The organism is Pseudomonas sp. S3_B11 (assembly GCF_054667715.1).
Map to the genome: position 1 here is coordinate 1,293,354 of NZ_CP162749.1, position 22,867 is coordinate 1,316,220.

The window sequence follows — 22,867 nt, forward strand, 5'->3', positions numbered from 1 at the left end:
ATTTGAGTTATTTAATGTAACCCCATAGGATCAGCCTCACAAGCCAAGGGGTTATTGATTCGTTCAAGGCCCGGGGCATAGAAACAAGCTGATGAGGAACCGTCTGATGGCCGGCAAAACGCTCTACGACAAGCTCTGGGATTCGCATTTGGTCAAGCAGCGCGACGATGGCTCGGCGCTGATCTACATCGATCGTCACATCATCCACGAAGTGACTTCGCCGCAAGCCTTCGAAGGCCTGCGCCTGGCCGGGCGCAAGCCTTGGCGCATCGATGCCAACATCGCGACCCCGGACCACAACGTACCGACCACCCCGGAGCGCAAGGGCGGCATCGAAGCCATTGCCGACCAGGTCTCGCGCTTGCAGGTCCAGACCCTCGACGATAACTGTGACGAATACGGCATCGTCGAATTCAAGATGAATGACGTGCGCCAAGGCATCGTCCACGTCATCGGCCCGGAGCAGGGCGCGACCTTGCCTGGCATGACCGTGGTCTGCGGCGATTCGCACACCTCGACCCACGGTGCTTTCGGGGCCCTGGCCCATGGCATCGGCACCTCCGAGGTGGAGCATGTGCTCGCCACCCAGTGCCTGGTCGCCAAGAAAATGAAAAACATGCTGGTGCGCGTCGAGGGCAAGTTGCCGTTTGGTGTGACCGCCAAGGACATCGTCCTGGCGGTGATCGGCAAGATCGGCACCGCCGGTGGTAACGGCCATGCCATCGAGTTCGCCGGCAGCGCGATCCGCGACTTGTCCGTCGAAGGCCGCATGACCATCTGCAACATGTCCATCGAGGCCGGTGCCCGCGTTGGCCTGGTGGCCGCCGATGAAAAAACCGTGGAATACGTCAAGGGCCGTCCGTTCTCGCCAAAAGGCGCGGAATGGGACATGGCGGTCGAGGCCTGGAAAGACCTGGTGTCGGACGCCGATGCCAAGTTCGACACCGTGGTCGAGCTCGACGCCACGCAGATCAAGCCGCAAGTCAGCTGGGGCACTTCGCCTGAGATGGTGTTGGCGGTGGACCAGAACGTACCGGATCCGGCCAAGGAAATGGACCTGGTCAAGCGCGACTCCATCGTCCGCGCCTTGAAATACATGGGCTTGAGCGCCAACCAGGCGATCACCGATATTCAGCTCGACCGCGTGTTCATCGGTTCTTGCACCAACTCGCGGATCGAAGACCTGCGCGCTGCGGCAGTGATCGCCAAGGGCCGCAAGGTTGCTTCGACCATCAAGCAGGCCATCGTGGTGCCGGGCTCGGGCCTGGTGAAGGCCCAGGCGGAAGCGGAAGGGCTGGACAAGATTTTCCTCGAAGCCGGTTTCGAATGGCGTGAGCCGGGGTGCTCGATGTGCCTGGCGATGAACCCGGACCGCTTGGAGTCGGGCGAGCATTGCGCCTCCACCTCCAACCGTAACTTCGAAGGCCGTCAGGGCGCCGGTGGCCGTACGCACCTGGTGAGCCCGGCCATGGCCGCGGCGGCGGCTGTCAACGGCCGTTTCGTCGACGTCCGCGAATTGATCTGAAGGAGCGCAGCATGAAAGCTTTTACCCAGCACACCGGTCTTGTCGCGCCTTTGGATCGTGCCAACGTCGACACCGACCAGATCATTCCCAAGCAGTTCCTGAAGTCCATCAAGCGCACCGGCTTCGGCCCGAACCTGTTCGACGAGTGGCGCTACCTGGATGTCGGCCAGCCGTACCAGGACAACTCCAAGCGGCCGTTGAACAAGGATTTCGTGCTCAACGCCGAGCGTTACCAGGGCGCCAGCGTGTTGCTGGCCCGTGAGAACTTCGGCTGCGGCTCGAGCCGCGAGCACGCGCCATGGGCCCTGGAAGAGTACGGTTTCCGCAGCATCATCGCGCCGAGCTATGCCGACATCTTCTTCAACAACAGCTTCAAGAACGGCTTGCTGCCGATCATCCTCAGCGATGCTGACGTGGATGAGCTGTTCCAGCAGGTCGAGGCCAACCCCGGCTATCAACTGCAGATCGACCTGGCCGCCCAGACCGTGACCCGTCCTGACGGCAAGGTACTGGGTTTCGAGATCGACGCGTTCCGCAAGCATTGCCTGCTCAATGGCCTGGATGACATCGGCCTGACCTTGCAGGACGGCGAGGCGATTGCCGCGTTCGAGGCCAAGCACCGGGCGAGCCAGCCTTGGTTGTTTCGCGATGCTTGATGGATTGATGTAGGCAGTACCGGCCCTATCGCGAGCAAGCTCGCTCCCACAGGTGTTTTGTGAACGCCAAAAATTCCCTGTGGGAGCGAGCTTGCTCGCGATGAGGCCCGCCCAGGCAACACAACACCAAAAGGAAGTCCCCATGACCAGCACCGCCCACAGTCAGGTTGTACAAAAGCAATTCGGTGAACAGGCCTCGGCCTATCTGAGCAGTGCCGTGCACGCCCAGGGCGCTGAATTCGCGCTGCTACAGGCTGCATTGGCCGGTCGTGGCGATGCCCGGGTGCTGGACCTGGGGTGCGGCGCCGGCCATGTGAGTTTCCACGTGGCGCCGCTGGCCGGTGAAGTGGTGGCTTATGATTTGTCCCAGCAGATGCTCGACGTGGTCGCCACGGCGGCTGCCGAGCGTGGCCTGGGCAATATCGGCACGGTATGCGGCGCCGCTGAGCGCCTGCCGTTCGCCGACGCTGAGTTCGACTTCGTGTTCAGCCGCTATTCGGCGCATCATTGGAGCGACCTGGGCCTGGCCTTGCGAGAAGTGCGCCGGGTGCTCAAGCCGGGCGGGGTGGTGGCGTTCATCGACGTCCTGTCGCCTGGCATGCCGTTGCTGGACACGTACCTGCAAAGCGTCGAAGTGCTGCGCGACACTAGCCACGTGCGCGATTATTCTGCCGGCGAGTGGTTGCGCCAGGTCAGCGAAGCGGGGTTGCACACCCGCAGCACCTCGCGCCAACGCCTGCGCCTGGAATATCGTTCCTGGGTCGAGCGCATGCGCACCCCCGAGGTGATGCGGGCGGCGATTCTCCAGCTGCAGCGCTCGATGGGTGACGAAGTGCGTGAATATTTTGAAATTGAGGCCGATGGTTCGTTCAGTACAGATGTACTGGTGCTGTGGGCCGAGCGATAGCATTTTTCCCGGCCAGGCGTTGGGTACAAAGCCCAGGCGTGTGCCGACAGAGCAAACGAGGAAAGCATGAGCAAGCAGATTCTGATTCTCCCAGGTGATGGCATTGGCCCGGAAATCATGGCCGAAGCGGTCAAGGTCCTGGAGCTGGCGAACGACAAGTACGGCCTGGGCTTCGAACTCAGCCACGACGTGATCGGCGGCGCAGCCATCGACAAGCACGGCGTGCCCCTGGCCGATGAAACCCTGGACCGTGCCCGTGCAGCCGATGCCGTGCTGCTGGGCGCCGTGGGCGGCCCGAAATGGGACAAGATCGAACGTGACATCCGTCCTGAGCGTGGCCTGCTGAAGATCCGCGCGCAACTCGGCCTGTTCGGCAACCTGCGTCCGGCGATTCTTTACCCGCAACTGGCCGATGCATCGAGCCTGAAGCCGGAAATCGTTGCTGGCCTGGATATCCTCATCGTTCGCGAGCTGACCGGCGGCATCTACTTCGGCGCCCCGCGTGGCACCCGTCAGCTGGATAATGGCGAGCGCCAGGCCTACGACACCCTGCCGTACAGCGAAAGCGAAATCCGCCGTATCGCCCGGGTTGGCTTCGACATGGCTCGCGTGCGTGGCAAGAAACTGTGCTCGGTGGACAAGGCCAACGTACTGGCTTCCAGCCAACTGTGGCGTGAAGTGGTCGAGCAGGTGGCCAAGGATTACCCGGACATCGAGCTGAGCCACATGTACGTCGACAACGCCGCCATGCAACTGGTGCGTGCGCCGAAGCAGTTCGACGTGATCGTCACCGACAACATGTTCGGCGACATCCTGTCCGACGAAGCGTCGATGCTCACCGGTTCCATCGGCATGCTGCCGTCGGCCTCCCTGGACGCCAACAACAAGGGCATGTACGAGCCGTGCCACGGTTCGGCGCCGGACATCGCCGGGCAGGGCATTGCCAACCCGTTGGCGACCATCCTGTCGGTGTCGATGATGCTGCGCTACAGCTTCAACTTGAACGATGCCGCCGACGCGATCGAAAAAGCCGTCAGCGTGGTCTTGGACCAGGGCTTGCGCACTGGTGATATCTGGTCGCAAGGTTGTACCAAAGTCGGTACGCAGCAAATGGGCGATGCAGTAGTCGCCGCGCTGCGGAATCTGTAATCTTTCGGGCCCACCGCTTCGACGGTGGCCCACTTTTGTATAGGTGTAGTTGCGATGAAACGTGTAGGTCTGATCGGTTGGCGCGGCATGGTCGGTTCCGTGCTCATGCAGCGAATGCTGGAAGAGCAGGATTTCGATCTCATTGAGCCGGTGTTTTTCACCACTTCCAATGTCGGTGGCCAGGGCCCGTCCGTGGGCAAGGACACCGGTGCGCTCAAGGATGCCTACAGCATCGAAGAGCTCAAGACGCTCGACGTGATCCTGACCTGCCAGGGCGGCGACTACACCAGCGAAGTCTTCCCCAAGCTGCGTGAAGCCGGCTGGCAGGGTTACTGGATCGACGCCGCTTCCAGCCTGCGCATGCAGGACGACGCGGTGATCGTCCTCGACCCGGTGAACCGCAAGGTCATCGACCAGCAGCTGGACGCGGGCACCAAGAACTACATCGGCGGCAACTGCACCGTCAGCCTGATGCTGATGGGTCTGGGCGGCCTGTTCGAAGCCGGTCTGGTGGAGTGGATGAGCGCCATGACCTACCAGGCAGCGTCCGGTGCCGGCGCGCAGAACATGCGTGAGCTGATCAAGCAGATGGGCGCCACCCATGCCGCCGTCGCCGATGACCTGGCCAACCCGGCCAGCGCCATCCTGGACATCGACCGCAAGGTCGCCGAGGCGATGCGCAGCGATGCCTACCCAACCGAGAACTTCGGCGTACCGCTGGCTGGCAGCCTGATCCCTTGGATCGACAAGGAACTGCCTAACGGCCAGAGCCGTGAAGAGTGGAAGGCCCAGGCCGAAACCAACAAGATCCTGGGTCGCTTCAAGAGCCCGATCCCGGTGGACGGTATCTGCGTGCGCATCGGCGCCATGCGCTGCCACAGCCAGGCGCTGACCATCAAGCTGAACAAAGACGTGCCGATCGCCGACATCGAAGGGTTGATCAGCCAGCACAACCCTTGGGTCAAGCTGGTGCCGAACAACCGCGAAATCAGCATGCAGGAGCTGAGCCCGACCAAGGTCACCGGCACCCTGAACGTACCGGTGGGTCGTTTGCGCAAGCTCAACATGGGTTCGCAATTCGTCGGCGCCTTCACCGTCGGCGACCAACTGCTGTGGGGCGCGGCCGAACCGCTGCGTCGCATGCTGCGGATCCTGCTCGAGCGTTGATCGATTGCTGCTGTGAAAGAACCCGTGCCTTGTGAGAGGTGCGGGTTTTTTATTGGGGGGCGGTTGTGTGTCAGGGCTGGCCTCATCGCGAGCAAGCTCGCTCCCACAGGTTTTGTGGCCACTGAAGACCCCATGTGGGAGCGAGCTTGCTCGCGATGAGGCCAGCCCAGGCACTGCAAAGCCTCCGGCCAATTGCCTGCATACCCACCACCCGGTAAAGTGCCGCTCCCCACGTTTTACCTGAGGTAGACCCATGAGCCAGTCCTTTGATATTGCCGTGATCGGCGCCACCGGTACTGTCGGCGAAACCCTCGTCCAGATTCTCGAAGAGCGGGACTTCCCGGTCGGCAACCTGCACCTGCTGGCCAGCAGCGAATCGGCAGGCAGCTCGGTGATGTTCCGCGGCAAAAACGTGCGGGTGCGCGAAGTCGACGAGTTCGATTTCAGCAAAGTCCAACTGGTGTTCTTCGCCGCCGGCCCGGCGGTGACCCTGAGTTCCGCCCCGCGGGCCACGGCGGCCGGTTGTGCGCTGATTGACCTGTCCGGCGCCTTGCCGCCCGAACAGGCGCCGCAGATCGTGCCGGAAGCCAACGCCCAGGTGCTCGCCGGTTTGAGCAAGCCGTTGCAGGTCGGTAGCCCCAGCGCCTCGGCCACGGCCTTGGCGGTCGTGCTGGCGCCGCTGCGCGAATGCCTGGACTTGCAGCGCATCAGCCTGACCGCCAGCCTCGCTGTGTCGGCCCAGGGCCGCGTGGCCGTGAGCGAATTGGCGCGCCAGACCGCCGAGCTGCTCAACGCCCGTCCGCTGGAGCCGAAATTCTTTGATCGGCAGATGGCGTTCAACCTGCTGGCCCAGGTCGGCATCCCGGACGAGCAGGGCCATACGCAGCTGGAAAAGCGCCTGGTCCGCGAGTTGCGCCAGGTGCTGAATCAACCTTTGTTAAAGATTTCCGTAACTTGCATTCAAGCCCCGGTGTTTTTTGGCGATAGCTTTAGCGTGACTGTGCAGTCTGCCAGTCCCATCGACCTGGCCAAGGTCAACGCGGCGTTGGAAGCGGCACCCGGTATCGAGCTGGTGGATGCGGGCGATTACCCGACGGCGGTGGGCGATGCGGTGGGGCAGGATGTGGTCTACGTTGGTCGTGTGCGCGGTGGGATCGACGATCCGGCGGAACTAAATATGTGGCTGACGTCAGATAACGTGCGCAAGGGCGCGGCGCTCAATGCGGTGCAGGTGGCTGAGTTGTTGATAAAAGACTTGCTGTAAAAGATACTTGGCATCAATTTGTCGAATGATTCTAGCTGGGCGCTATGCTTGGTCGGAATGCTGAAGGCGAACATCCCTCTGGGGGACTTTCCCGGGGCATGAGTGAAATGATCGCGCGCACCGTCGCTTCGGGGCTGCGCGTAATGCCTTACGGCAGCGGCATCAATACCTTCTCGCTGGCCGAGGAATGTTCAAACAAAGGAAGAGGCTATGGTTCAAGTTCGCAAACTGGTGTTAGCAATAGCGGCCGCCTCGGCGCTGTCCTCCGGTATGGCGCAAGCGCTCGGGCTCGGGGAATTGACCCTGAAGTCGACGCCGAACCAGCCTCTGGTCGCCGAGATCGAGTTGCTCGACGTCCAGCAACTGACCGCTGCCGAAGTCGTGCCGAGCCTGGCCTCGCCCGATGACTTCGCCAAGGCCGGCGTCGACCGCCAGGCCTTTCTCAATGACCTGAGCTTCACCCCGGTGATCAACGCCAATGGCAAGAGCGTCCTGCGGGTAACGTCCAGCCGGCCGCTGTCTGAACCGATGGTCAAGTTCCTGGTGCAGGTGATGTGGCCCAACGGCCGTCTGCTGCGCGACTACAGCGTATTGCTCGATCCTTCCAAATTCTCGCCACAGGCCGCCGACGCCGCCCGGGCGAAACCGCCTCAGGTGGTGTCCACGCCGGTCACCGGGGCGACCAAGCCTTCGCAATACACCACCACGCCGCGCGATACCCTGTGGGAAATCGCCGCCAAGGTGCGTAACGGTGGATCGGTCCAGCAAACCATGCTGGCGATCCAGGCGTTGAACCCGAACGCATTCATCAACGGCAACATCAACCTGCTCAAGACCGGCCAGGTATTGCGCCTGCCGGACCCGGTGCAAAGCACTGCATTGCCGCAACCCCAGGCCATCGCTGAAGTGGCTGCGCAGAACGCCGCCTGGCGCTCGGGTCGTCGTAGCGTGGCGGGTGCTGGCAAGCAGCAATTGGATGCTACCAAGCGTGGCCGTGGTGACGGCGCGCCGGCACAGGCTGCCGGCCGCGACAACTTGAGCCTGGTGTCGGCTGACTCAGCGAAGGCGGGCGGCAAGGGCAAGGGCGCTGCCGGCGATGCCCAGGCGCTCACCAACAAGCTTGCAGTCACCCAGGAAAGCCTCGACTCGGCTCGCCGGGATAACGAAGAACTGAAAAGCCGCATGGCGGATCTGCAGAGCCAACTGGACAAACTGCAGCGCCTGATCGAGCTGAAGAACAACCAACTGGCCAAGATGCAGGCCGAAGGTGCCGCCGTTCCTCCTGCTGGCGAGGCACCTCCTGCAATGTCCGCAGAGCTGACTCCTGCGCCAGCGGCACAGGCCCCGGCGGCTGCACCTGCGCCAGAGGCAGCCCCGGAAGCGACGCCGCCTGCCACTCCGGTCGAGCCGACGCCTGCCGCGTCCAACGAGCAAAAATACAACGACCTGCTGACCAATCCGATCCTGCTGGGATTGATTGGCGGCGGCGCGCTGCTCCTGCTGTTGTTGCTGTTGTTGCTCGCCCGTCGCCGCAAGGCCCAGCAGGAAGCGGAAAAACACTTGCGCATGGCCCGGGCCCTCGAGGAGGAGGCTGACTTCTCCCCGGAGCTCGATCTGCCCCCGAGCAGCTTCGAGGGCATTGATGTTCCGCCGCCAAGCGTAAAACTTGAGCCAAAACCCGTGCCTGCCCCTGCGCCAGTCCCCAAGCCGGCTCCAGTGGTTGCGCCTGTGGTGGTCACACCGCCTATCGCAGCGCCATTGGTGGCTCCGGCTGCCGAGCGCTCCGACGACGTGCTGCCCCAGGCCCAGTCCCATATCGATCGCGGCCGCTTGAACCAGGCCGCCGACCTGCTTGAACAAGGCATCAAGGCCGAGCCCCAGCGCAGCGACCTGCGCCTGAAGCTGATGGAAGTCTACGGTCAGCAGGGCGACCGCGACGCCTTCGTCGCCCAGGAACGCCAGTTGGTGGCCAATGGCGAAAACTTCGCCCAGGTCGAACAGCTGAAAAGCCGTTTCCCGGCCATGGTGATCGCCACCTCGGCAGGCTTGGCCGCCGCGACAGTGGCAGCAGAGCTGGACGCGCAGTACGTCAAGGAGCTGCTGGAAGACAAGACACCGACCGACGAAGAGCTGGACAGCGCCTTCGACCTGAGCCTGGATGACCTGGAAACGACCCCGGCTGCGCCGATGCCAGAGCCTGTCGCTGAGCTGGACGCGTTCCCGGAAGACGACGACCTGAGTTTCGAGTCGGTGCTCAAGCAGCAGACTGAAGCCAACGAAAGCCTGGACGACCTGTCGGAATTCGACCTGGACCTGGGCGCCGATGCGCCGACCCCGATCCCGGCGCTCGACGACGAAGACTTCCTGCTGGACCTGGGCGACGATCTCAAGGGCCTGGATTTGCCTGCGACTGAAGCGCCAGCCTTGGCTGACACCCCAGCCGACGATCTCGAACTGCCGGCGGACTTCGATCTGTCCCTGTCTGACGAAATGGACGCGCACGATGCGCCCAAGGATGCCTTCGAGTCCGAGCTGGATGATGTAAACGCCGAGCTGGATCGCCTGTCCGACAGCCTGGGCCAGCCGACGTTTACCGCCGAAGATGCCCTGGTCGGTGCTGAAGACGAGCCGGACTTCGACTTCCTTAGCGGTACCGACGAAGTGGCGACCAAGCTCGATCTGGCCCAGGCCTACATCGACATGGGCGACAACGACGGCGCCCGCGACATCCTCGGCGAAGTCCTCAGCGAAGGCGACGCCACCCAGAAGAGCGAAGCGCAGGAGATGTTGTCGCGCTTGGCTTGAGTCAGTGGTTATACAAGAACGGCAGCCGGTGAGGCTGCCGTTTCTGTTTGTGGCGGGATTTGCGGGTGTTTGGACTGGCCTCATCGCGAGCAGGCTCGCTCCCACAGGGGATTTGCGGTGGGAGCAAAGCTTGCTCTCGATGACCAAGGTACATTCAACATCAATGCAAGCTGACCCACCGCTATCGCGAGCAAGCTCGGCTCCCACAGGGGGGTGGTGGGAGCAAAGCTTGCTCGCGATAGCGTCAGCTCATTCAACACAGGATCACCCGTCGGACTGGCATCCCAAGCCATCGGCCTTATAATGCCCGCCTTTGCGTACCTCAGCAGGCTGTAATTTCTTGGCAAACATAGACAACCCGGCCGCCGAAATGGCGGCCGACGGCTTTTTCCGGATCGCCTTGGGCGTTGAATACAAAGGCTCGCGCTATCGTGGCTGGCAGCGCCAGGCTTCCGGTGTATTGACGGTGCAGGAAACCCTTGAAAACGCCCTGTCCAAAGTCGCCGACTCGCCCGTGTCGCTGCATTGCGCCGGTCGTACCGATGCTGGTGTGCATGCCTGCGGCCAAGTGGTGCATTTCGACACCCAGGCCGAGCGCTCGATGAAGGCCTGGGTGATGGGCGCCAACATCAACTTGCCCCACGATGTCAGCGTCAGTTGGGCCAAGGTGATGCCGGCGCACTTTCATGCACGCTTCAAGGCCATCGCCCGGCGGTATCGCTACGTGATCTACAACGATCAGATCCGCCCGGCGCACCTGAACGAAGAAATCACCTGGAATCACCGCCCGCTGGACGTCGAGCGCATGGCCGAGGCCGCGCAATACCTGGTCGGCGTCCATGATTTCAGCGCCTTCCGTGCCGGCCAGTGCCAGGCCAAGTCGCCGATCAAAGAGTTGCATCACCTGCGCGTGACCCGTCACGGCAAGATGATCGTGCTCGACATCCGCGCCAGCGCGTTCCTGCATCACATGGTGCGCAACATTGCCGGCGTGCTGATGACCATTGGTGCTGGCGAACGGCCGGTGGAGTGGATCAAGGAAGTGCTCGACAGTCGCATCCGACGCTCCGGTGGCGTCACGGCGCACCCGTTTGGCTTGTACCTGGTACAGGTCGAATATCGCGATGAATTCGAGCTGCCGGAGCGTTACATCGGGCCACATTTCCTCACGGGCTTCTCGGAACTCGACGGCTGACGCCCTCCGCAGCATTTGCTACCATCCGGGACTTTCACGGATTTGCCTGAGGTTTTACCCACCATGCCGGTCGTTCGCAGCAAGATTTGCGGGATCACCCGCGTCGAGGACGCGTTGGCGGCGGTCGAGGCCGGGGCCGATGCCATCGGGCTGGTGTTTTACGCCAAGAGCCCGCGCGCGGTGACGGTGCAGCAGGCGAGGGCGATCATCGAGGCCCTGCCGCCGTTCGTGACCTCGGTGGGCCTGTTCGTCAATGCCAGTCGTTGCGAGTTGGGCGAAATACTCGATGCGGTGCCGCTGGGTTTGTTGCAGTTCCATGGCGACGAGGCCCCGGCCGATTGCGAGGGCTGGCATCGCCCATACATCAAGGCGTTGCGGGTCAAGGCCGGGGATGACATTGCCGCCAGTTGCGCAACTTTCGCCGGTGCCAGCGGCATTTTGCTGGACACCTATGTGGAAGGCGTTCCCGGAGGGACCGGTGAAGCGTTCGATTGGTCGCTGGTGCCCCAAGGCCTGGACAAACCGATTATCCTGGCCGGTGGCCTGACCGTGGACAACGTGGCTCAGGCCATTCGCCAGGTTCGCCCTTACGCGGTGGACGTGAGCGGAGGTGTGGAGCAGAGCAAGGGCATCAAGGACCCTGCAAAGATTCGTGCATTCATGGCCGCTGTGCGCAGTAGCCAGTCGTCAATGTGACGGCTGGCAGACTGCCGCCGTCCATACCAGCACTGTACAAAGCAGGCAGGTGCCGCCTCCGGGTGGGCCGATAGCGAAGTGGTAGCCGCCGTGCGGTTGCCGGGATGGCTGAGGAAGGTTGGGTTGCACGCAGGTCATGTTTTGCACTGACCGTGGCGGCCCCTCGACTCGCCGCACAATGAATTTAGCTCAAGGGCATACGCGGGGCCGCGAACCAAAGCGTTCGGGCCGCCGGTACTGGAGAAAGAAAGCATGAGCAACTGGTTGGTAGACAAACTGATCCCTTCGATCATGCGTTCCGAGGTGAAGAAAAGCTCGGTGCCTGAAGGTCTGTGGCACAAATGTCCATCCTGCGAGGCGGTGCTGTACCGTCCCGAACTGGAAAAGACCCTGGACGTTTGCCCCAAGTGCAACCACCACATGCGCATCGGCGCGCGTGCCCGTATCGACATTTTCCTCGATGCCGAAGGCCGTGTTGAGCTGGGTGCCGACCTGGAGCCAGTGGATCGCCTGAAATTCCGCGATGGCAAGAAATACAAGGACCGCCTGACCGCTGCCCAGAAGCAGACCGGCGAAAAAGATGCGCTGATATCCATGAGTGGCACCCTGCTGGGCATGCCGGTGGTGGTCTCGGCCTTCGAATTTTCCTTCATGGGCGGTTCCATGGGCGCCATCGTCGGTGAGCGCTTCGTTCGTGCCGCCAACTACGCTCTGGAAAACCGTTGCCCGATGATCTGCTTCGCCGCTTCCGGCGGTGCGCGGATGCAGGAAGCGCTGATCTCCCTGATGCAAATGGCCAAGACCTCCGCGGTGCTGGCGCGTCTGCGCGAAGAAGGCATTCCGTTCATCTCGGTGCTGACCGATCCGGTCTACGGTGGTGTTTCCGCCAGCCTGGCGATGCTGGGCGACGTGATCGTCGGCGAGCCGAAAGCCCTGATCGGCTTTGCCGGCCCGCGTGTGATCGAGCAGACCGTGCGTGAAAAACTGCCGGAAGGCTTCCAGCGCAGCGAGTTCCTGCTGGAGCACGGTGCCATTGACATGATCATCCATCGCCAGGAGCTGCGTCCGCGCCTGGGCAACCTGCTGGCACAACTGATGGGTCTGCCGACGCCGAAATTCGTCGCCGCACCGATCGAGCCGATCGTGGTTCCGCCAGTGCCTGCCGGGCTATGACCCAACGCACCCTGGGCGACTGGCTTGCCTACCTCGAGCAGTTGCATCCATCGGCCATCGACATGGGGCTGGAGCGCTCGCAAACGGTAGCGTCCCGCATGGGACTGGCCAAGCCGGCGCCCCGGGTCATCACCGTCACTGGCACCAACGGCAAGGGTTCGACCTGCGCCTTCGTGGCTTCGCTGCTGCGGGCCCAGGGGCTGAGCGTCGGTGTCTACAGCTCGCCGCACCTGCTGCGCTACAACGAGCGGGTGCAGGTGAACGGCGTCGAAGCCTCTGACGCCCAGCTGTGCGAAGCCTTTGCCGCGGTGGAAGCCGGGCGAGGCGATACAACCCTCACTTATTTCGAGATGGGCACCCTGGCGGCGTTCTGGTTGTTTGCCCATGCCGGTCTCGATGCGGTCGTGCTGGAAGTCGGCCTGGGCGGACGGTTGGATACGGTCAATCTGGTGGACGCAGACATTGCACTGGTCACCAGCATTGGCGTGGACCATGCCGATTACCTGGGCGATACCCGCGAATCCGTGGCCTTCGAGAAGGCCGGCATCTTTCGCCAGGGCGCGCCTGCGCTCTGCGGCGATCTCAATCCTCCCCAGCCGTTGCTGGACAAGGTTCGCGAATTGAACTGCCCGTTCTTTCTGCGCGGGCGGGATTTCGACCTGGCGATGACCGAGCAGCACTGGCAATGGCGCGGCAGCGACCTGCAGGGCAATCCGGTGGAATTGCACGATCTGCCCTTGCTGGACCTGCCGATGGAAAACGCCGCCCTGGCGCTCCAGGCCTACCTGTTGCTGGGCTTGCCATGGGATGCCGGGCAAATCGTCCAGGCGCTGCAGGCGACCCGTGTGGTCGGGCGCCTCGATCGTCGTCGGTTCGATTGGCAAGGCAAGCGTCTGAACCTGTTGCTGGATGTCGGCCATAACCCCCACGCGGCGCAGTACCTGGCCGAGCGCCTGGCACGGCGGCCCGTGGTGGGGCGGCGCCTGGCGGTGTTCGGGCTGCTGTCCGACAAGGATCTGGATGGCGTTGTCGAGGCGTTGGGTGCTAGTGTCCAGCATTGGGCGGTGACGCCACTGGATTCGCCGCGCTCGCGTACCGCGGCGCAGTTGCAGGAAGCCTTGCAGCGCCATGGCGCTTCAGTGCAAGCCTACGCTAGCGTGGCCGATGCCTTGGAAGGGCAGTGCGCCCTGGCGACGGCCGATGATGAAATCCTGCTGTTCGGATCATTTTTTTGTGTTGCCGAGGCCCTTCAATGGTTGGCCCGGCGCTCCACGGAGGAGGCTGCAGATGGCATTGCTGGATAAGGCGTACAAGCAGCGCATGGTCGGGGCCCTGGTGTTGGTGGCCCTGGCGGTGATTTTCCTGCCGATGCTGTTTTCCCGTCAGGACGAGCAACGCCAGGTCACGGTTGACGCGCCAGCCGCGCCCCAGGCGCCTTCGGTGCCGCCTGTGCAAGTCGAACCCGTGGCGGTGCCCGAGCCCCAGGCATTGCCTCAGGAACCTGTCCCGAGCGACGAGGAGCTGGCCGAGCAATCGGCGCCGTCGATGCCGATAGCGCCTGCACCTGCACCCGCAACGCCTGCGCCTGCCGCACCGAACAAGCCGTCAGTCGCTCCGGCTCCAGCCCCAGCCCCCGTTCCGGCCGCTCCAGCGGTCAAGCCGGCCCCAAGCCAGCCGATTACCGCCGCCACGACCAAGCCGGACACCACGCAAAGCCGCGTGGATGCCAATGGCCTGTCGGTCAGTTGGTCGGTGCAACTGGCCAGCCTGACCAGTCGCGAAAGTGCCGAGAACTTGCAGAAAACCCTGCGCAGCCAGGGCTACAACGCCTACATCCGTTCCGCCGATGGCAAGAATCGGGTGTTTGTCGGCCCGCTGATCGAGCGTGCCGAAGCCGACCGCCTGCGTGATCTGCTCAGCCGCCAGCAGAACCTCAAGGGTTTTGTGGTGCGCTTCCAGCCAGAGCGCGGCTGACAGCGATTTAGCTGATTTGAATCGTGCAGCTTACCGACAGCCCTGCGCTCTGCTAAAATGCGCCGCCTTATCCGTCCGTAGGCTGCACCGTGCCATTTACCTGGGTTGACTGGGCGATCGTTGCGATCGTCGCCATCTCCGCATTGATCAGTCTGAGCCGCGGCTTCGTCAAGGAAGCCCTCTCGCTGCTGACCTGGATCATCGCGGGAGTCGTAGCCTGGATGTTTGGTGGTTCGCTGTCCCAGTACCTCGCCGGATACATCGAAACTCCGTCGGCTCGCGTGATCGCGGGCTGTGCCATCTTGTTTATCGCCACCTTGCTGGTTGGCGCAATGATCAATTATCTGATCGGCGAACTGATTCGCGTCACCGGGCTTTCCGGGACGGACCGGTTCCTGGGCATGGCCTTTGGCGCCGCGCGTGGCGCGTTGCTGGTGGTCGTGGCCGTCGGGCTCTTGAGCCTGGGGCCGGTACAGCAGGATACGTGGTGGCAGGAGTCCCGGCTCGTGCCACAATTTCTATTGGTCGCAGACTGGTCCAAAAACCTGATCCTGGGTTGGAGCAGTCAGTGGCTTGCCAGCGGTATCAGCGTACCCGCTGAAATACCGTTCAAGGAACACCTCTTGCCGATGGCCAAAACGCCGCAGTAAGTGTTGTTCAGTTCAGATCCATTAAGTAGGGGTTGCGTCGCATGTGTGGCATCGTCGGTATCGTCGGTAAGTCGAACGTCAATCAGGCGCTGTATGACGCGCTAACCGTGCTCCAGCACCGCGGCCAGGACGCTGCCGGTATCGTGACCAGCCATGACGGCCGGTTATTCCTGCGCAAGGACAACGGCCTGGTGCGTGATGTGTTCCACCAGCGCCACATGCAGCGCCTGGTCGGTCACATGGGTATCGGCCATGTGCGCTACCCGACCGCGGGCAGCTCGACGTCGGCTGAAGCCCAGCCGTTCTACGTCAACTCGCCGTACGGCATCACCTTGGCGCACAACGGCAACTTGACCAACGTCGAACAACTGGCCAAGGAGATCTACGAATCTGACTTGCGCCACGTCAACACCAATTCCGACTCGGAAGTGATGCTCAACGTGTTCGCTCACGAACTGGCCCAGCGCGGCAAGCTGCAGCCTACCGAGGAAGACGTGTTCGCCGCCGTGACCGACGTGCACAACCGTTGCGTCGGCGGCTATGCGGTGGTGGCGATGATCACCGGCTACGGCATCGTCGGTTTCCGCGATCCCCACGGTATCCGCCCGATCGTGTTCGGCCAGCGTCACACCGACGAAGGCGTCGAATACATGATCGCCTCCGAAAGCGTGTCCCTGGACGTGCTGGGTTTCACCTTGATTCGCGACCTGGCCCCGGGCGAAGCGGTCTACATCACTGAAGACGGCAAGCTGCACACCCGTCAGTGCGCGACCAACCCGTCCTTGACCCCGTGCATCTTCGAACATGTCTACCTGGCGCGTCCGGACTCGATCATCGACGGCGTCTCGGTCTACAAGGCCCGCCTGCGCATGGGTGAAAAACTGGCCGACAAGATCCTGCGCGAGCGTCCGGATCATGACATCGACGTGGTCATCCCGATCCCCGACACCAGCCGCACTGCGGCCCTGGAGCTGGCGAACCACCTGGGCGTCAAGTTCCGCGAAGGTTTCGTGAAGAACCGCTACATCGGCCGGACCTTCATCATGCCGGGCCAGGCTGCACGGAAAAAGTCCGTACGCCAGAAGCTCAACGCCATCGAACTGGAATTCCGCGGCAAGAACGTGATGCTGGTGGACGACTCCATCGTGCGTGGCACCACGTGCAAGCAGATCATCCAGATGGCCCGTGAAGCCGGTGCCAAGAACGTGTATTTCTGCTCTGCGGCCCCGGCTGTGCGCTACCCTAACGTCTACGGCATCGACATGCCGAGTGCCCATGAGCTGATCGCTCATAACCGTACCACCCAGGACGTGGCCGACCTGATCGGCGCCGACTGGTTGATCTACCAGGACCTGCCGGACCTGATCGAAGCGGTCGGTGGCGGCAAGATCAAGATCGAGCACTTCGATTGCGCGGTATTCGATGGCAAGTACGTCACCGGCGACATCGACGAGGCCTACCTGAACAAGATCGAGAACGCACGTAACGATGCGTCCAAGGCCAAGACTCAGGCGGTCAGCGCGATCATCGATCTGTACAACAATTGATTAACCAACCGGCCCTGAGGGGCCGGTTTGCGTTTAAACCGATTTCAGGAGTGACAGCATGAGTCAGGATTGGGATGCCGGTCGGCTGGACAGCGACCTTGAGGGCGTAGCGTTCGATACCCTGGCGGTTCGCGCGGGTCAGCACCGTACACCGGAAGCCGAACATGGCGATCCGATGTTTTTCACCTCCAGCTACGTGTTCCGCACTGCTGCCGATGCAGCCGCACGGTTTGCTGGCGAAGTGCCGGGCAACGTCTACTCGCGTTACACCAACCCGACCGTGCGGGCTTTCGAGGAGCGCATCGCCGCCCTGGAAGGCGCCGAGCAAGCCGTGGCCACTGCCACCGGCATGGCCGCAATCATGGCCGTGGTGATGAGCCTGTGCAGCGCTGGCGACCACGTGCTGGTGTCGCGCAGCGTCTTCGGCTCGACCATCAGCCTGTTCGAAAAGTACTTCAAGCGCTTTGGCGTGGAAGTCGATTACGTGCCCCTGGCGGACCTGTCCGCTTGGGATGCGGCAATCAAGGCCAATACCAAGCTGCTGTTCGTCGAGTCGCCTTCCAACCCCTTGGCCGAGTTGGTGGACATCGCCGCGCTGGCGGAAATCGCCCACGCCAAGGGCGCCATGCTGGTGGTCGATAACTGCTTCTGCACCCCGGCGCTGCAACAACCGCTGAAGCTGGGTGCGGACGTGGTGGTGCATTCGGCGACCAAGTTCATCGACGGCCAGGGCCGTTGCATGGGCGGCGTGGTGGCCGGTCGTAGCGAGCAGATGAAGGAAGTGGTGGGCTTTTTGCGCACCGCAGGTCCCACTCTCAGCCCGTTCAACGCCTGGATCTTCCTCAAGGGCCTGGAAACCCTCGGCCTGCGCATGAAAGCCCATTGCGCCAATGCCCAGGCCTTGGCCGAGTGGCTGGAGCAGCAGGATGGCATCGAGAAAGTGCATTACGCCGGCCTCAAGAGCCATCCACAACATGACCTGGCCTTGCGTCAGCAACGTGGTTTCGGCGCGGTGGTGAGCTTTGAGGTCAAGGGGGGCAAGGAGGGCGCCTGGCGCTTCATCGACGCGACCCGGTTGATTTCCATCACCGCCAACCTGGGTGACACCAAGACCACCATCACCCACCCGAGCACCACGTCCCACGGTCGCCTGTCGCCCCAGGAACGTGAATCGGCGGGTATTCGTGACAGCCTGATCCGCGTTGCGGTCGGCCTGGAAGACGTGGCTGACCTGCAAACCGACCTGGCCCGCGGGTTGGCGGCCTTGTGATCGAGCTGGCTACGCCGCCGAGCGGCACTCATGGCCGGGTTGCACTGGTTACGGGCGCCGCACGGGGCATCGGCCTGGGCATCGCTGCCTGGTTGATCTGTGAAGGCTGGCAGGTGGTGCTGACCGACCTGGACCGCGAGCGCGGTTCCAAGGTGGCGAAGACCCTGGGCGACAATGCCTGGTTCATCGCCATGGACGTGGCGGACGAGGCGCAGGTCGCCACCGGTATCGCCGAGGTGCTCGGGCAGTTCGGGCGGCTCGACGCGCTGGTGTGCAACGCGGCCATCGCCGACCCGCACAACATCACTCTGGAAAGCCTGGACCTGGCCTATTGGAATCGGGTCCTGGCGGTGAACCTGGGTGGGCCGATGCTGCTGGCCAAGCACTGCGCGCCGTATCTGCGCGCTCACAACGGCGCCATCGTCAACCTGGCCTCGACCCGCGCTGCGCAATCGGAACCCGACACCGAAGCCTATGCGGCGAGCAAGGGCGGCTTGCTGGCCCTGACTCATGCCCTGGCAATCAGCCTCGGGCCGGAGATCCGGGTCAACGCCGTCAGTCCTGGCTGGATCGACGCGCGCGATCCCTCCCAGCGTCGTGCACAGCCGCTGACCGACGCCGATCACGCCCAGCATCCAGCGGGCAGGGTAGGCACGGTAGAGGACGTGGCGGCAATGGTGGCGTGGCTGTTGTCGCGCAATGCCGGTTTTGTCACGGGGCAGGAGTTCGTGGTGGACGGCGGCATGACCAAGAAAATGATTTATACGTAAGTGCGGTTGCGGGTGCCGTTTGAAACTGTTTTGAAAAAACTTCAACCCTGCTATTGACTTAGCTTCGGTACCTGCGTAAATTTCGCGGCCTCAACGAAGCAAAGGGTGATTAGCTCAGCTGGGAGAGCGTCTGCCTTACAAGCAGAATGTCGGCGGTTCGATCCCGTCATCACCCACCATGTTTTACGAGAGTTTTGCGAAAGCAAGACGGAAGCTGTCAAAAGCCTCCACCGACGCGCAGCGGTAGTTCAGTCGGTTAGAATACCGGCCTGTCACGCCGGGGGTCGCGGGTTCGAGTCCCGTCCGCTGCGCCATATTTTCCGAAGCAGGTTCGCCTGGTTCGAGATTCAAGCCCAAGGGTTTGGATCAGACGAGTTAACTGGACGCAAGTCCATAGCGATACGCAGCGGTAGTTCAGTCGGTTAGAATACCGGCCTGTCACGCCGGGGGTCGCGGGTTCGAGTCCCGTCCGCTGCGCCATATCTGCTTCGAGGCCCACTGAACGCCTTGAAGCTAAGAAGCAAGCTGCAAAGCTACTTCTAGTCGATAGCAAAGACCCTGGTCGAAAGACCGGGGTTTTTTGTTTTTGCGATTTGAAAGATTGGAACAAGCCCGTGGTGAGGGAGCTTGCTTGTGGCGAGGGGATTTAGCGAAACGTCGCACCGCCCCGTTGGGCTGAAGCAGCCCTTTGGTGATGTGTTGTCGTTCTCAGAACCCCAATTTATCCCGCAACCCGTAATACCAAGCCCCCATCGCCGCAAATGGCGTACGCAACAACTGACCGCCGGGGAAGGGGTAGTGGGGCAGGTCCGCAAACGCATCAAAACGCTCAGCCTGACCTCGCAGCGCCTCAGCCAGGACCTTACCCGCCAGATGCGTATACGTCACGCCATGGCCACTGCAGCCCTGGGAATAATAAATGTTATCCCCCAGCCGCCCGACCTGCGGAAGACGCGACAACGTCAGCAGGAAATTTCCGGTCCAGGCGTAATCGATCTTCACATCCTTGAGCTGCGGGAAGGCCTTGAGCATCTTCGGCCGAATGATCGCCTCAATATTCGCCGGATCCCTAGCGCCATACACCACGCCGCCCCCGAAGATCAGACGTTTGTCGCCCGTCAGTCGGTAGTAATCGAGCAGATAGTTGCAGTCTTCGACGCAATAATCCTGAGGCAGCAGGCTATGAGCCAGTTCATCGCCCAACGGCGCGGTGGCAATCACCTGCGTACCACAAGGCATGGATTTGGCCGCCAGCTCTGGCACCAGATTGCCCAGGTAAGCATTGCCCGCCACGATAATGAACTTGGCCCTGACCTTGCCCTGTGGCGTATGCACAACCGGGCTGGGACCCCGCTCGATGCGCACTGCTGGCGATTGCTCATAAATCACCCCGCCCAGCGACTCCACAGCCGCCGCTTCGCCCAAGGCCAGGTTGAGCGGATGAATATGCCCGCCGCTCATATCGAGCATGCCGCCCACATACTCATCGCAAGCCACCACCTCGCGAATACGCCGCTGATCCAGCAACTCCAGCTGGGTATGCCCGAATCGCTCCCATAAACGCTTCTGCGACTCCAGGTGGCCCATCTGTTTAGCGGTAAGGGCGGCGAATACACCACCGTCCTTCAAATCACACTGAATCTGATACTTCGCCACTCGCTCGCGAATGATCCGTCCACCCTCGAACGCCATGTTGCCTAGCAACTGCGCCTGTTGAGGGCCAACGCTGCGTTCGATCACATCAATATCGCGGCTGTAGCTGTTAACGATCTGCCCGCCGTTACGACCCGAAGCCCCAAAGCCGACCTTTGCCGCCTCAAGCACGGTGACCTTGAAACCGTTCTCCAGCAGAAACAGCGCAGAGGACAGGCCGGTGTAACCAGCGCCGATCACGCAAACATCCGTCTCGACGTCATCCTGCAGGGCAGGGCGCGGAGGAACCGGGTTGGCCGACGCGGCGTAATAGGACGCTGGATAGGATGTGTTCGCCATTCTGCAACCTCTGTTTTATATTTTTTACGAATGCAGCGATCCTACCCGAGATAAAAATCGGCCGCCAGCTACCGCAAAATCTTCGTTGCCTTGGCGAAATTAAATATTTTGCATATTCATAGGGTTAGGTGAAAAAAAGGTATTGACACCCCTCCGGAATTCCGTAGAATGCCGCCTCACAGCAGGCACGTAGCTCAGTTGGTTAGAGCACCACCTTGACATGGTGGGGGTCGTTGGTTCGAGTCCAATCGCGCCTACCAAACAAAATCCGCTCTGCTGGGCGGTCTAGAAGGGCTCACCGAAAGGTGGGCCCTTTTTTGTTGCGTTTGGAAACGCTTTGGAAAAGCGACCACCGATATCAACCCTTTGATCGCAATGGAAGTATCGAAGTATGGGTTCATGGAAGACCTTGGTAATCGCCATCACGGTATCAATCAGCGCTTATACAGCCGCGGAACCTAAAGGCTCGTATGAACACTCGATGATGATGATCACATTAGCTCCAACCACTGTCCTTTCTTTAACTACCGGGCTTTCTGAGGTGGCTGCAAGAAACTTCAAGCCCGCCAAGGCCGACGCGCTTGCATTCATTGGCTCAGATGGCGAGATTCGCGGCGCTCAGTTTGAGCAGGCACTACGCTATTACCATACGGCATACAAGCCACCGCTGATGTCTGACCAGCAATTCGCCCAAGCAATCGCGGCCTCTTTCTGATGCCGACCTGGCCTTTCCTATACGCCAGGTTTCTCGTTCTACTTTCCGCCACGCTCCCTGAGCGTGGTACAGCACCGCTTAATCCGTCAAGCAGACCGGATAAGCCTGGTCTAAAAATCATCAGGGCCTCGTCCCTGGTTCAGTAGCCGTCCGGTAGGTACGTCTTGACGAAATCACCTTAGGCCGATGGCGTGGGCAAGACGCTCTTGTTGACGGTTGCCTTGGAGCCTTTACGAGCTTTGGGGGGAAGGCTGCTTGCCCCGCTATTGCAGCGGAACATACACATCAGTTTGCCAGTGATCCTGCGGTGTCTCGGGGTAGATGCTCAGGTAATGGAAGAACAGCGGCTGGTCACGAAGTTCCTCTCCACTGGCAGGAAGCCAATCGCGGTAAATCGGATAGATCGTTTCGCCGATGTGATCCGGTGACCCCATATGTCGTACCACGACGCAGCGACCGCCGGGAATGACGATTTCGCGCACGCCGAACTCATTCGGCGCCACGGCCTCGTGAATCTCGCCGCAGATGGCGAATCGGAATGCTTGCGCAGGTGTCGTATCGGGGTTGCCATAGGGAATGCCAAAGCTGCGACTCGACGCCACCGGCGACTGTCCGCTCTGCTTACGCCACTCGATGAACTTGCGCACGCTCTCATTGACGAGCCCGGCGGGCCCGCAGTGTTCAAATGCTGCGACCCTGACTTCAGGGAATTGCACGATTCGTATTTGCATGATGATAGTCCTGGAAAAATGAGGGATTGCGAACACCGCATTCCAGACCTGCCAGTTCGGCTCCTTCCTGAACGCACTCGGCGTCATACCGAACGCCCGCCTGAACGCCCTGCAAAATGCCTCCGGGCTTTCGAAGCCGGCACCGAGTGCGGCCTCCAGTACCGAGTGATCAGCGGCGGCGGCTAGGCGGTGCGCCGCGCGTCGTAATCGCATCAGTTGCACATAACGTGAAACAGGCACGCCTACGAACGCGGTGAATTGTCGATGGAAGTGAAATGCCGAAAAGTTCGCCACATGGCTCAACGTATTCACCGACAGATCACCTTCGAGATTCTCATTAATGTAGGCGAGGACGGCGTTGAAGCGTTTTGTGTAAGCGAAGTTGGGCGACATGTCAGACACTGGGAAAAGGCTCCTGGAAGTACGGTCGGCAATAGAGTCGACTATAGCGACGTGAACGCGCCTAGCCGCGTTTGCTCAAGGTACGTTTTGGGTTGGCACATGCGATCTCTTCCAAGGCGATGTGAGGGGCGGGGGCATTTCAGATGACCACTTCTGGCCGTTCTCTGCTGGTGTTCACTACCTCGCGTGCTGGTCAAGTCGAATGAGGAAAAAAAGGGGGTAGATTGATTTTTTGCTTCGCTGCGCTGAGAGCTTTCATCGAGTGGATTCGCTTGGATC

The 22,867-nt window shown here is 61.6% G+C and carries 19 protein-coding genes and 4 tRNA genes; 21 read left to right on the top strand and 2 right to left on the bottom strand.

Annotation, left to right across the window (positions count from 1 at the left end):
• Positions 1–106: 106 nt before the first annotated feature.
• The 19 genes from leuC to AB4O22_RS06145 all read left to right on the top strand — a co-directional run bounded on the left by leuC (position 107) and on the right by AB4O22_RS06145 (position 19,228).
• Positions 107–1,525, top strand: coding sequence for a 3-isopropylmalate dehydratase large subunit (gene leuC, locus AB4O22_RS06055; protein ID WP_003203866.1), 1,419 nt, complete (start codon positions 107–109; stop codon positions 1,523–1,525).
• A gap of 11 nt (positions 1,526–1,536) precedes the next feature.
• Positions 1,537–2,181: a 3-isopropylmalate dehydratase small subunit gene (gene leuD / locus AB4O22_RS06060; protein ID WP_003203864.1), complete on the top strand. Its 645-nt coding sequence runs from the start codon at positions 1,537–1,539 to the stop codon at positions 2,179–2,181.
• Between the two features lie 142 nt (positions 2,182–2,323).
• The gene (locus AB4O22_RS06065) at positions 2,324–3,088 is read left to right on the top strand and encodes a class I SAM-dependent methyltransferase (protein WP_444758600.1); all 765 of its coding nucleotides are present in this window, start codon (positions 2,324–2,326) and stop codon (positions 3,086–3,088) included.
• A 66-nt stretch (positions 3,089–3,154) separates the two neighbouring features.
• Entirely contained in the window at positions 3,155–4,237 is a 1,083-nt protein-coding gene (gene leuB, locus AB4O22_RS06070; protein ID WP_223471348.1) for a 3-isopropylmalate dehydrogenase, read from the top strand.
• A gap of 54 nt (positions 4,238–4,291) precedes the next feature.
• A complete protein-coding gene (asd, locus tag AB4O22_RS06075; RefSeq protein WP_003203857.1) occupies positions 4,292–5,404 on the top strand; it encodes an aspartate-semialdehyde dehydrogenase in 1,113 nt (370 codons plus the stop codon).
• 253 nt (positions 5,405–5,657) lie between these two features.
• A complete protein-coding gene (locus AB4O22_RS06080; RefSeq protein WP_223471350.1) occupies positions 5,658–6,668 on the top strand; it encodes an aspartate-semialdehyde dehydrogenase in 1,011 nt (336 codons plus the stop codon).
• Between the two features lie 210 nt (positions 6,669–6,878).
• Complete coding sequence (locus AB4O22_RS06085; RefSeq protein ID WP_223471351.1) at positions 6,879–9,473, top strand: FimV/HubP family polar landmark protein; 2,595 nt, start codon at positions 6,879–6,881, stop codon at positions 9,471–9,473.
• A 370-nt stretch (positions 9,474–9,843) separates the two neighbouring features.
• Positions 9,844–10,668, top strand: coding sequence for a tRNA pseudouridine(38-40) synthase TruA (gene truA, locus AB4O22_RS06090; protein ID WP_223471386.1), 825 nt, complete (start codon positions 9,844–9,846; stop codon positions 10,666–10,668).
• A 63-nt stretch (positions 10,669–10,731) separates the two neighbouring features.
• Positions 10,732–11,364: a phosphoribosylanthranilate isomerase gene (locus AB4O22_RS06095; protein ID WP_223471352.1), complete on the top strand. Its 633-nt coding sequence runs from the start codon at positions 10,732–10,734 to the stop codon at positions 11,362–11,364.
• Positions 11,365–11,616: 252 nt separating this feature from the next.
• Positions 11,617–12,537 (top strand): acetyl-CoA carboxylase, carboxyltransferase subunit beta, encoded by a 921-nt coding sequence (gene accD / locus AB4O22_RS06100; protein ID WP_003203847.1) that lies wholly within the window; start codon positions 11,617–11,619, stop codon positions 12,535–12,537.
• Positions 12,534–13,841 (top strand): bifunctional tetrahydrofolate synthase/dihydrofolate synthase, encoded by a 1,308-nt coding sequence (gene folC, locus AB4O22_RS06105; RefSeq protein ID WP_223471353.1) that lies wholly within the window; start codon positions 12,534–12,536, stop codon positions 13,839–13,841. Before accD ends, folC begins: the two co-directional genes overlap by 4 nt.
• Positions 13,825–14,511, top strand: a complete 687-nt coding sequence (locus AB4O22_RS06110) for an SPOR domain-containing protein (protein WP_223471354.1) — start codon at positions 13,825–13,827, stop codon at positions 14,509–14,511. Before folC ends, AB4O22_RS06110 begins: the two co-directional genes overlap by 17 nt.
• A gap of 89 nt (positions 14,512–14,600) precedes the next feature.
• Positions 14,601–15,161: a CvpA family protein gene (locus tag AB4O22_RS06115; RefSeq protein WP_003179770.1), complete on the top strand. Its 561-nt coding sequence runs from the start codon at positions 14,601–14,603 to the stop codon at positions 15,159–15,161.
• 41 nt (positions 15,162–15,202) lie between these two features.
• Positions 15,203–16,708, top strand: coding sequence for an amidophosphoribosyltransferase (purF, locus tag AB4O22_RS06120; protein ID WP_003203840.1), 1,506 nt, complete (start codon positions 15,203–15,205; stop codon positions 16,706–16,708).
• Positions 16,709–16,766: 58 nt separating this feature from the next.
• Positions 16,767–17,978 (top strand): O-succinylhomoserine sulfhydrylase, encoded by a 1,212-nt coding sequence (locus AB4O22_RS06125; protein WP_460095997.1) that lies wholly within the window; start codon positions 16,767–16,769, stop codon positions 17,976–17,978.
• Positions 17,975–18,748, top strand: coding sequence for an SDR family oxidoreductase (locus AB4O22_RS06130; RefSeq protein WP_003203835.1), 774 nt, complete (start codon positions 17,975–17,977; stop codon positions 18,746–18,748). Before AB4O22_RS06125 ends, AB4O22_RS06130 begins: the two co-directional genes overlap by 4 nt.
• A gap of 103 nt (positions 18,749–18,851) precedes the next feature.
• Positions 18,852–18,927: transfer RNA gene (locus AB4O22_RS06135), tRNA-Val, on the top strand.
• A gap of 58 nt (positions 18,928–18,985) precedes the next feature.
• Positions 18,986–19,062 (top strand) — tRNA-Asp (locus tag AB4O22_RS06140).
• An 89-nt stretch (positions 19,063–19,151) separates the two neighbouring features.
• Positions 19,152–19,228: transfer RNA gene (locus AB4O22_RS06145), tRNA-Asp, on the top strand.
• Between the two features lie 228 nt (positions 19,229–19,456).
• Here AB4O22_RS06145 and AB4O22_RS06150 read toward each other — a convergent pair.
• Positions 19,457–20,740: an NAD(P)/FAD-dependent oxidoreductase gene (locus AB4O22_RS06150; RefSeq protein WP_027912980.1), complete on the bottom strand. Its 1,284-nt coding sequence runs from the start codon at positions 20,738–20,740 to the stop codon at positions 19,457–19,459.
• Between the two features lie 183 nt (positions 20,741–20,923).
• Here AB4O22_RS06150 and AB4O22_RS06155 point away from each other — a divergent pair.
• Together AB4O22_RS06155 and AB4O22_RS06160 are read left to right on the top strand one after the other, a co-directional pair.
• A tRNA-Val gene (locus tag AB4O22_RS06155) sits at positions 20,924–21,000 on the top strand.
• A gap of 131 nt (positions 21,001–21,131) precedes the next feature.
• On the top strand, positions 21,132–21,455 hold the full coding sequence (locus tag AB4O22_RS06160) for a DUF2388 domain-containing protein (RefSeq protein WP_223471356.1): 324 nt from the start codon (positions 21,132–21,134) through the stop codon (positions 21,453–21,455).
• Positions 21,456–21,718: 263 nt separating this feature from the next.
• On the opposite strand, the gene AB4O22_RS06165 is transcribed toward AB4O22_RS06160, so the two are convergent.
• Positions 21,719–22,579, bottom strand: a complete 861-nt coding sequence (locus tag AB4O22_RS06165) for an AraC family transcriptional regulator (protein ID WP_263292939.1) — start codon at positions 22,577–22,579, stop codon at positions 21,719–21,721.
• Positions 22,580–22,867: the final 288 nt, after the last annotated feature.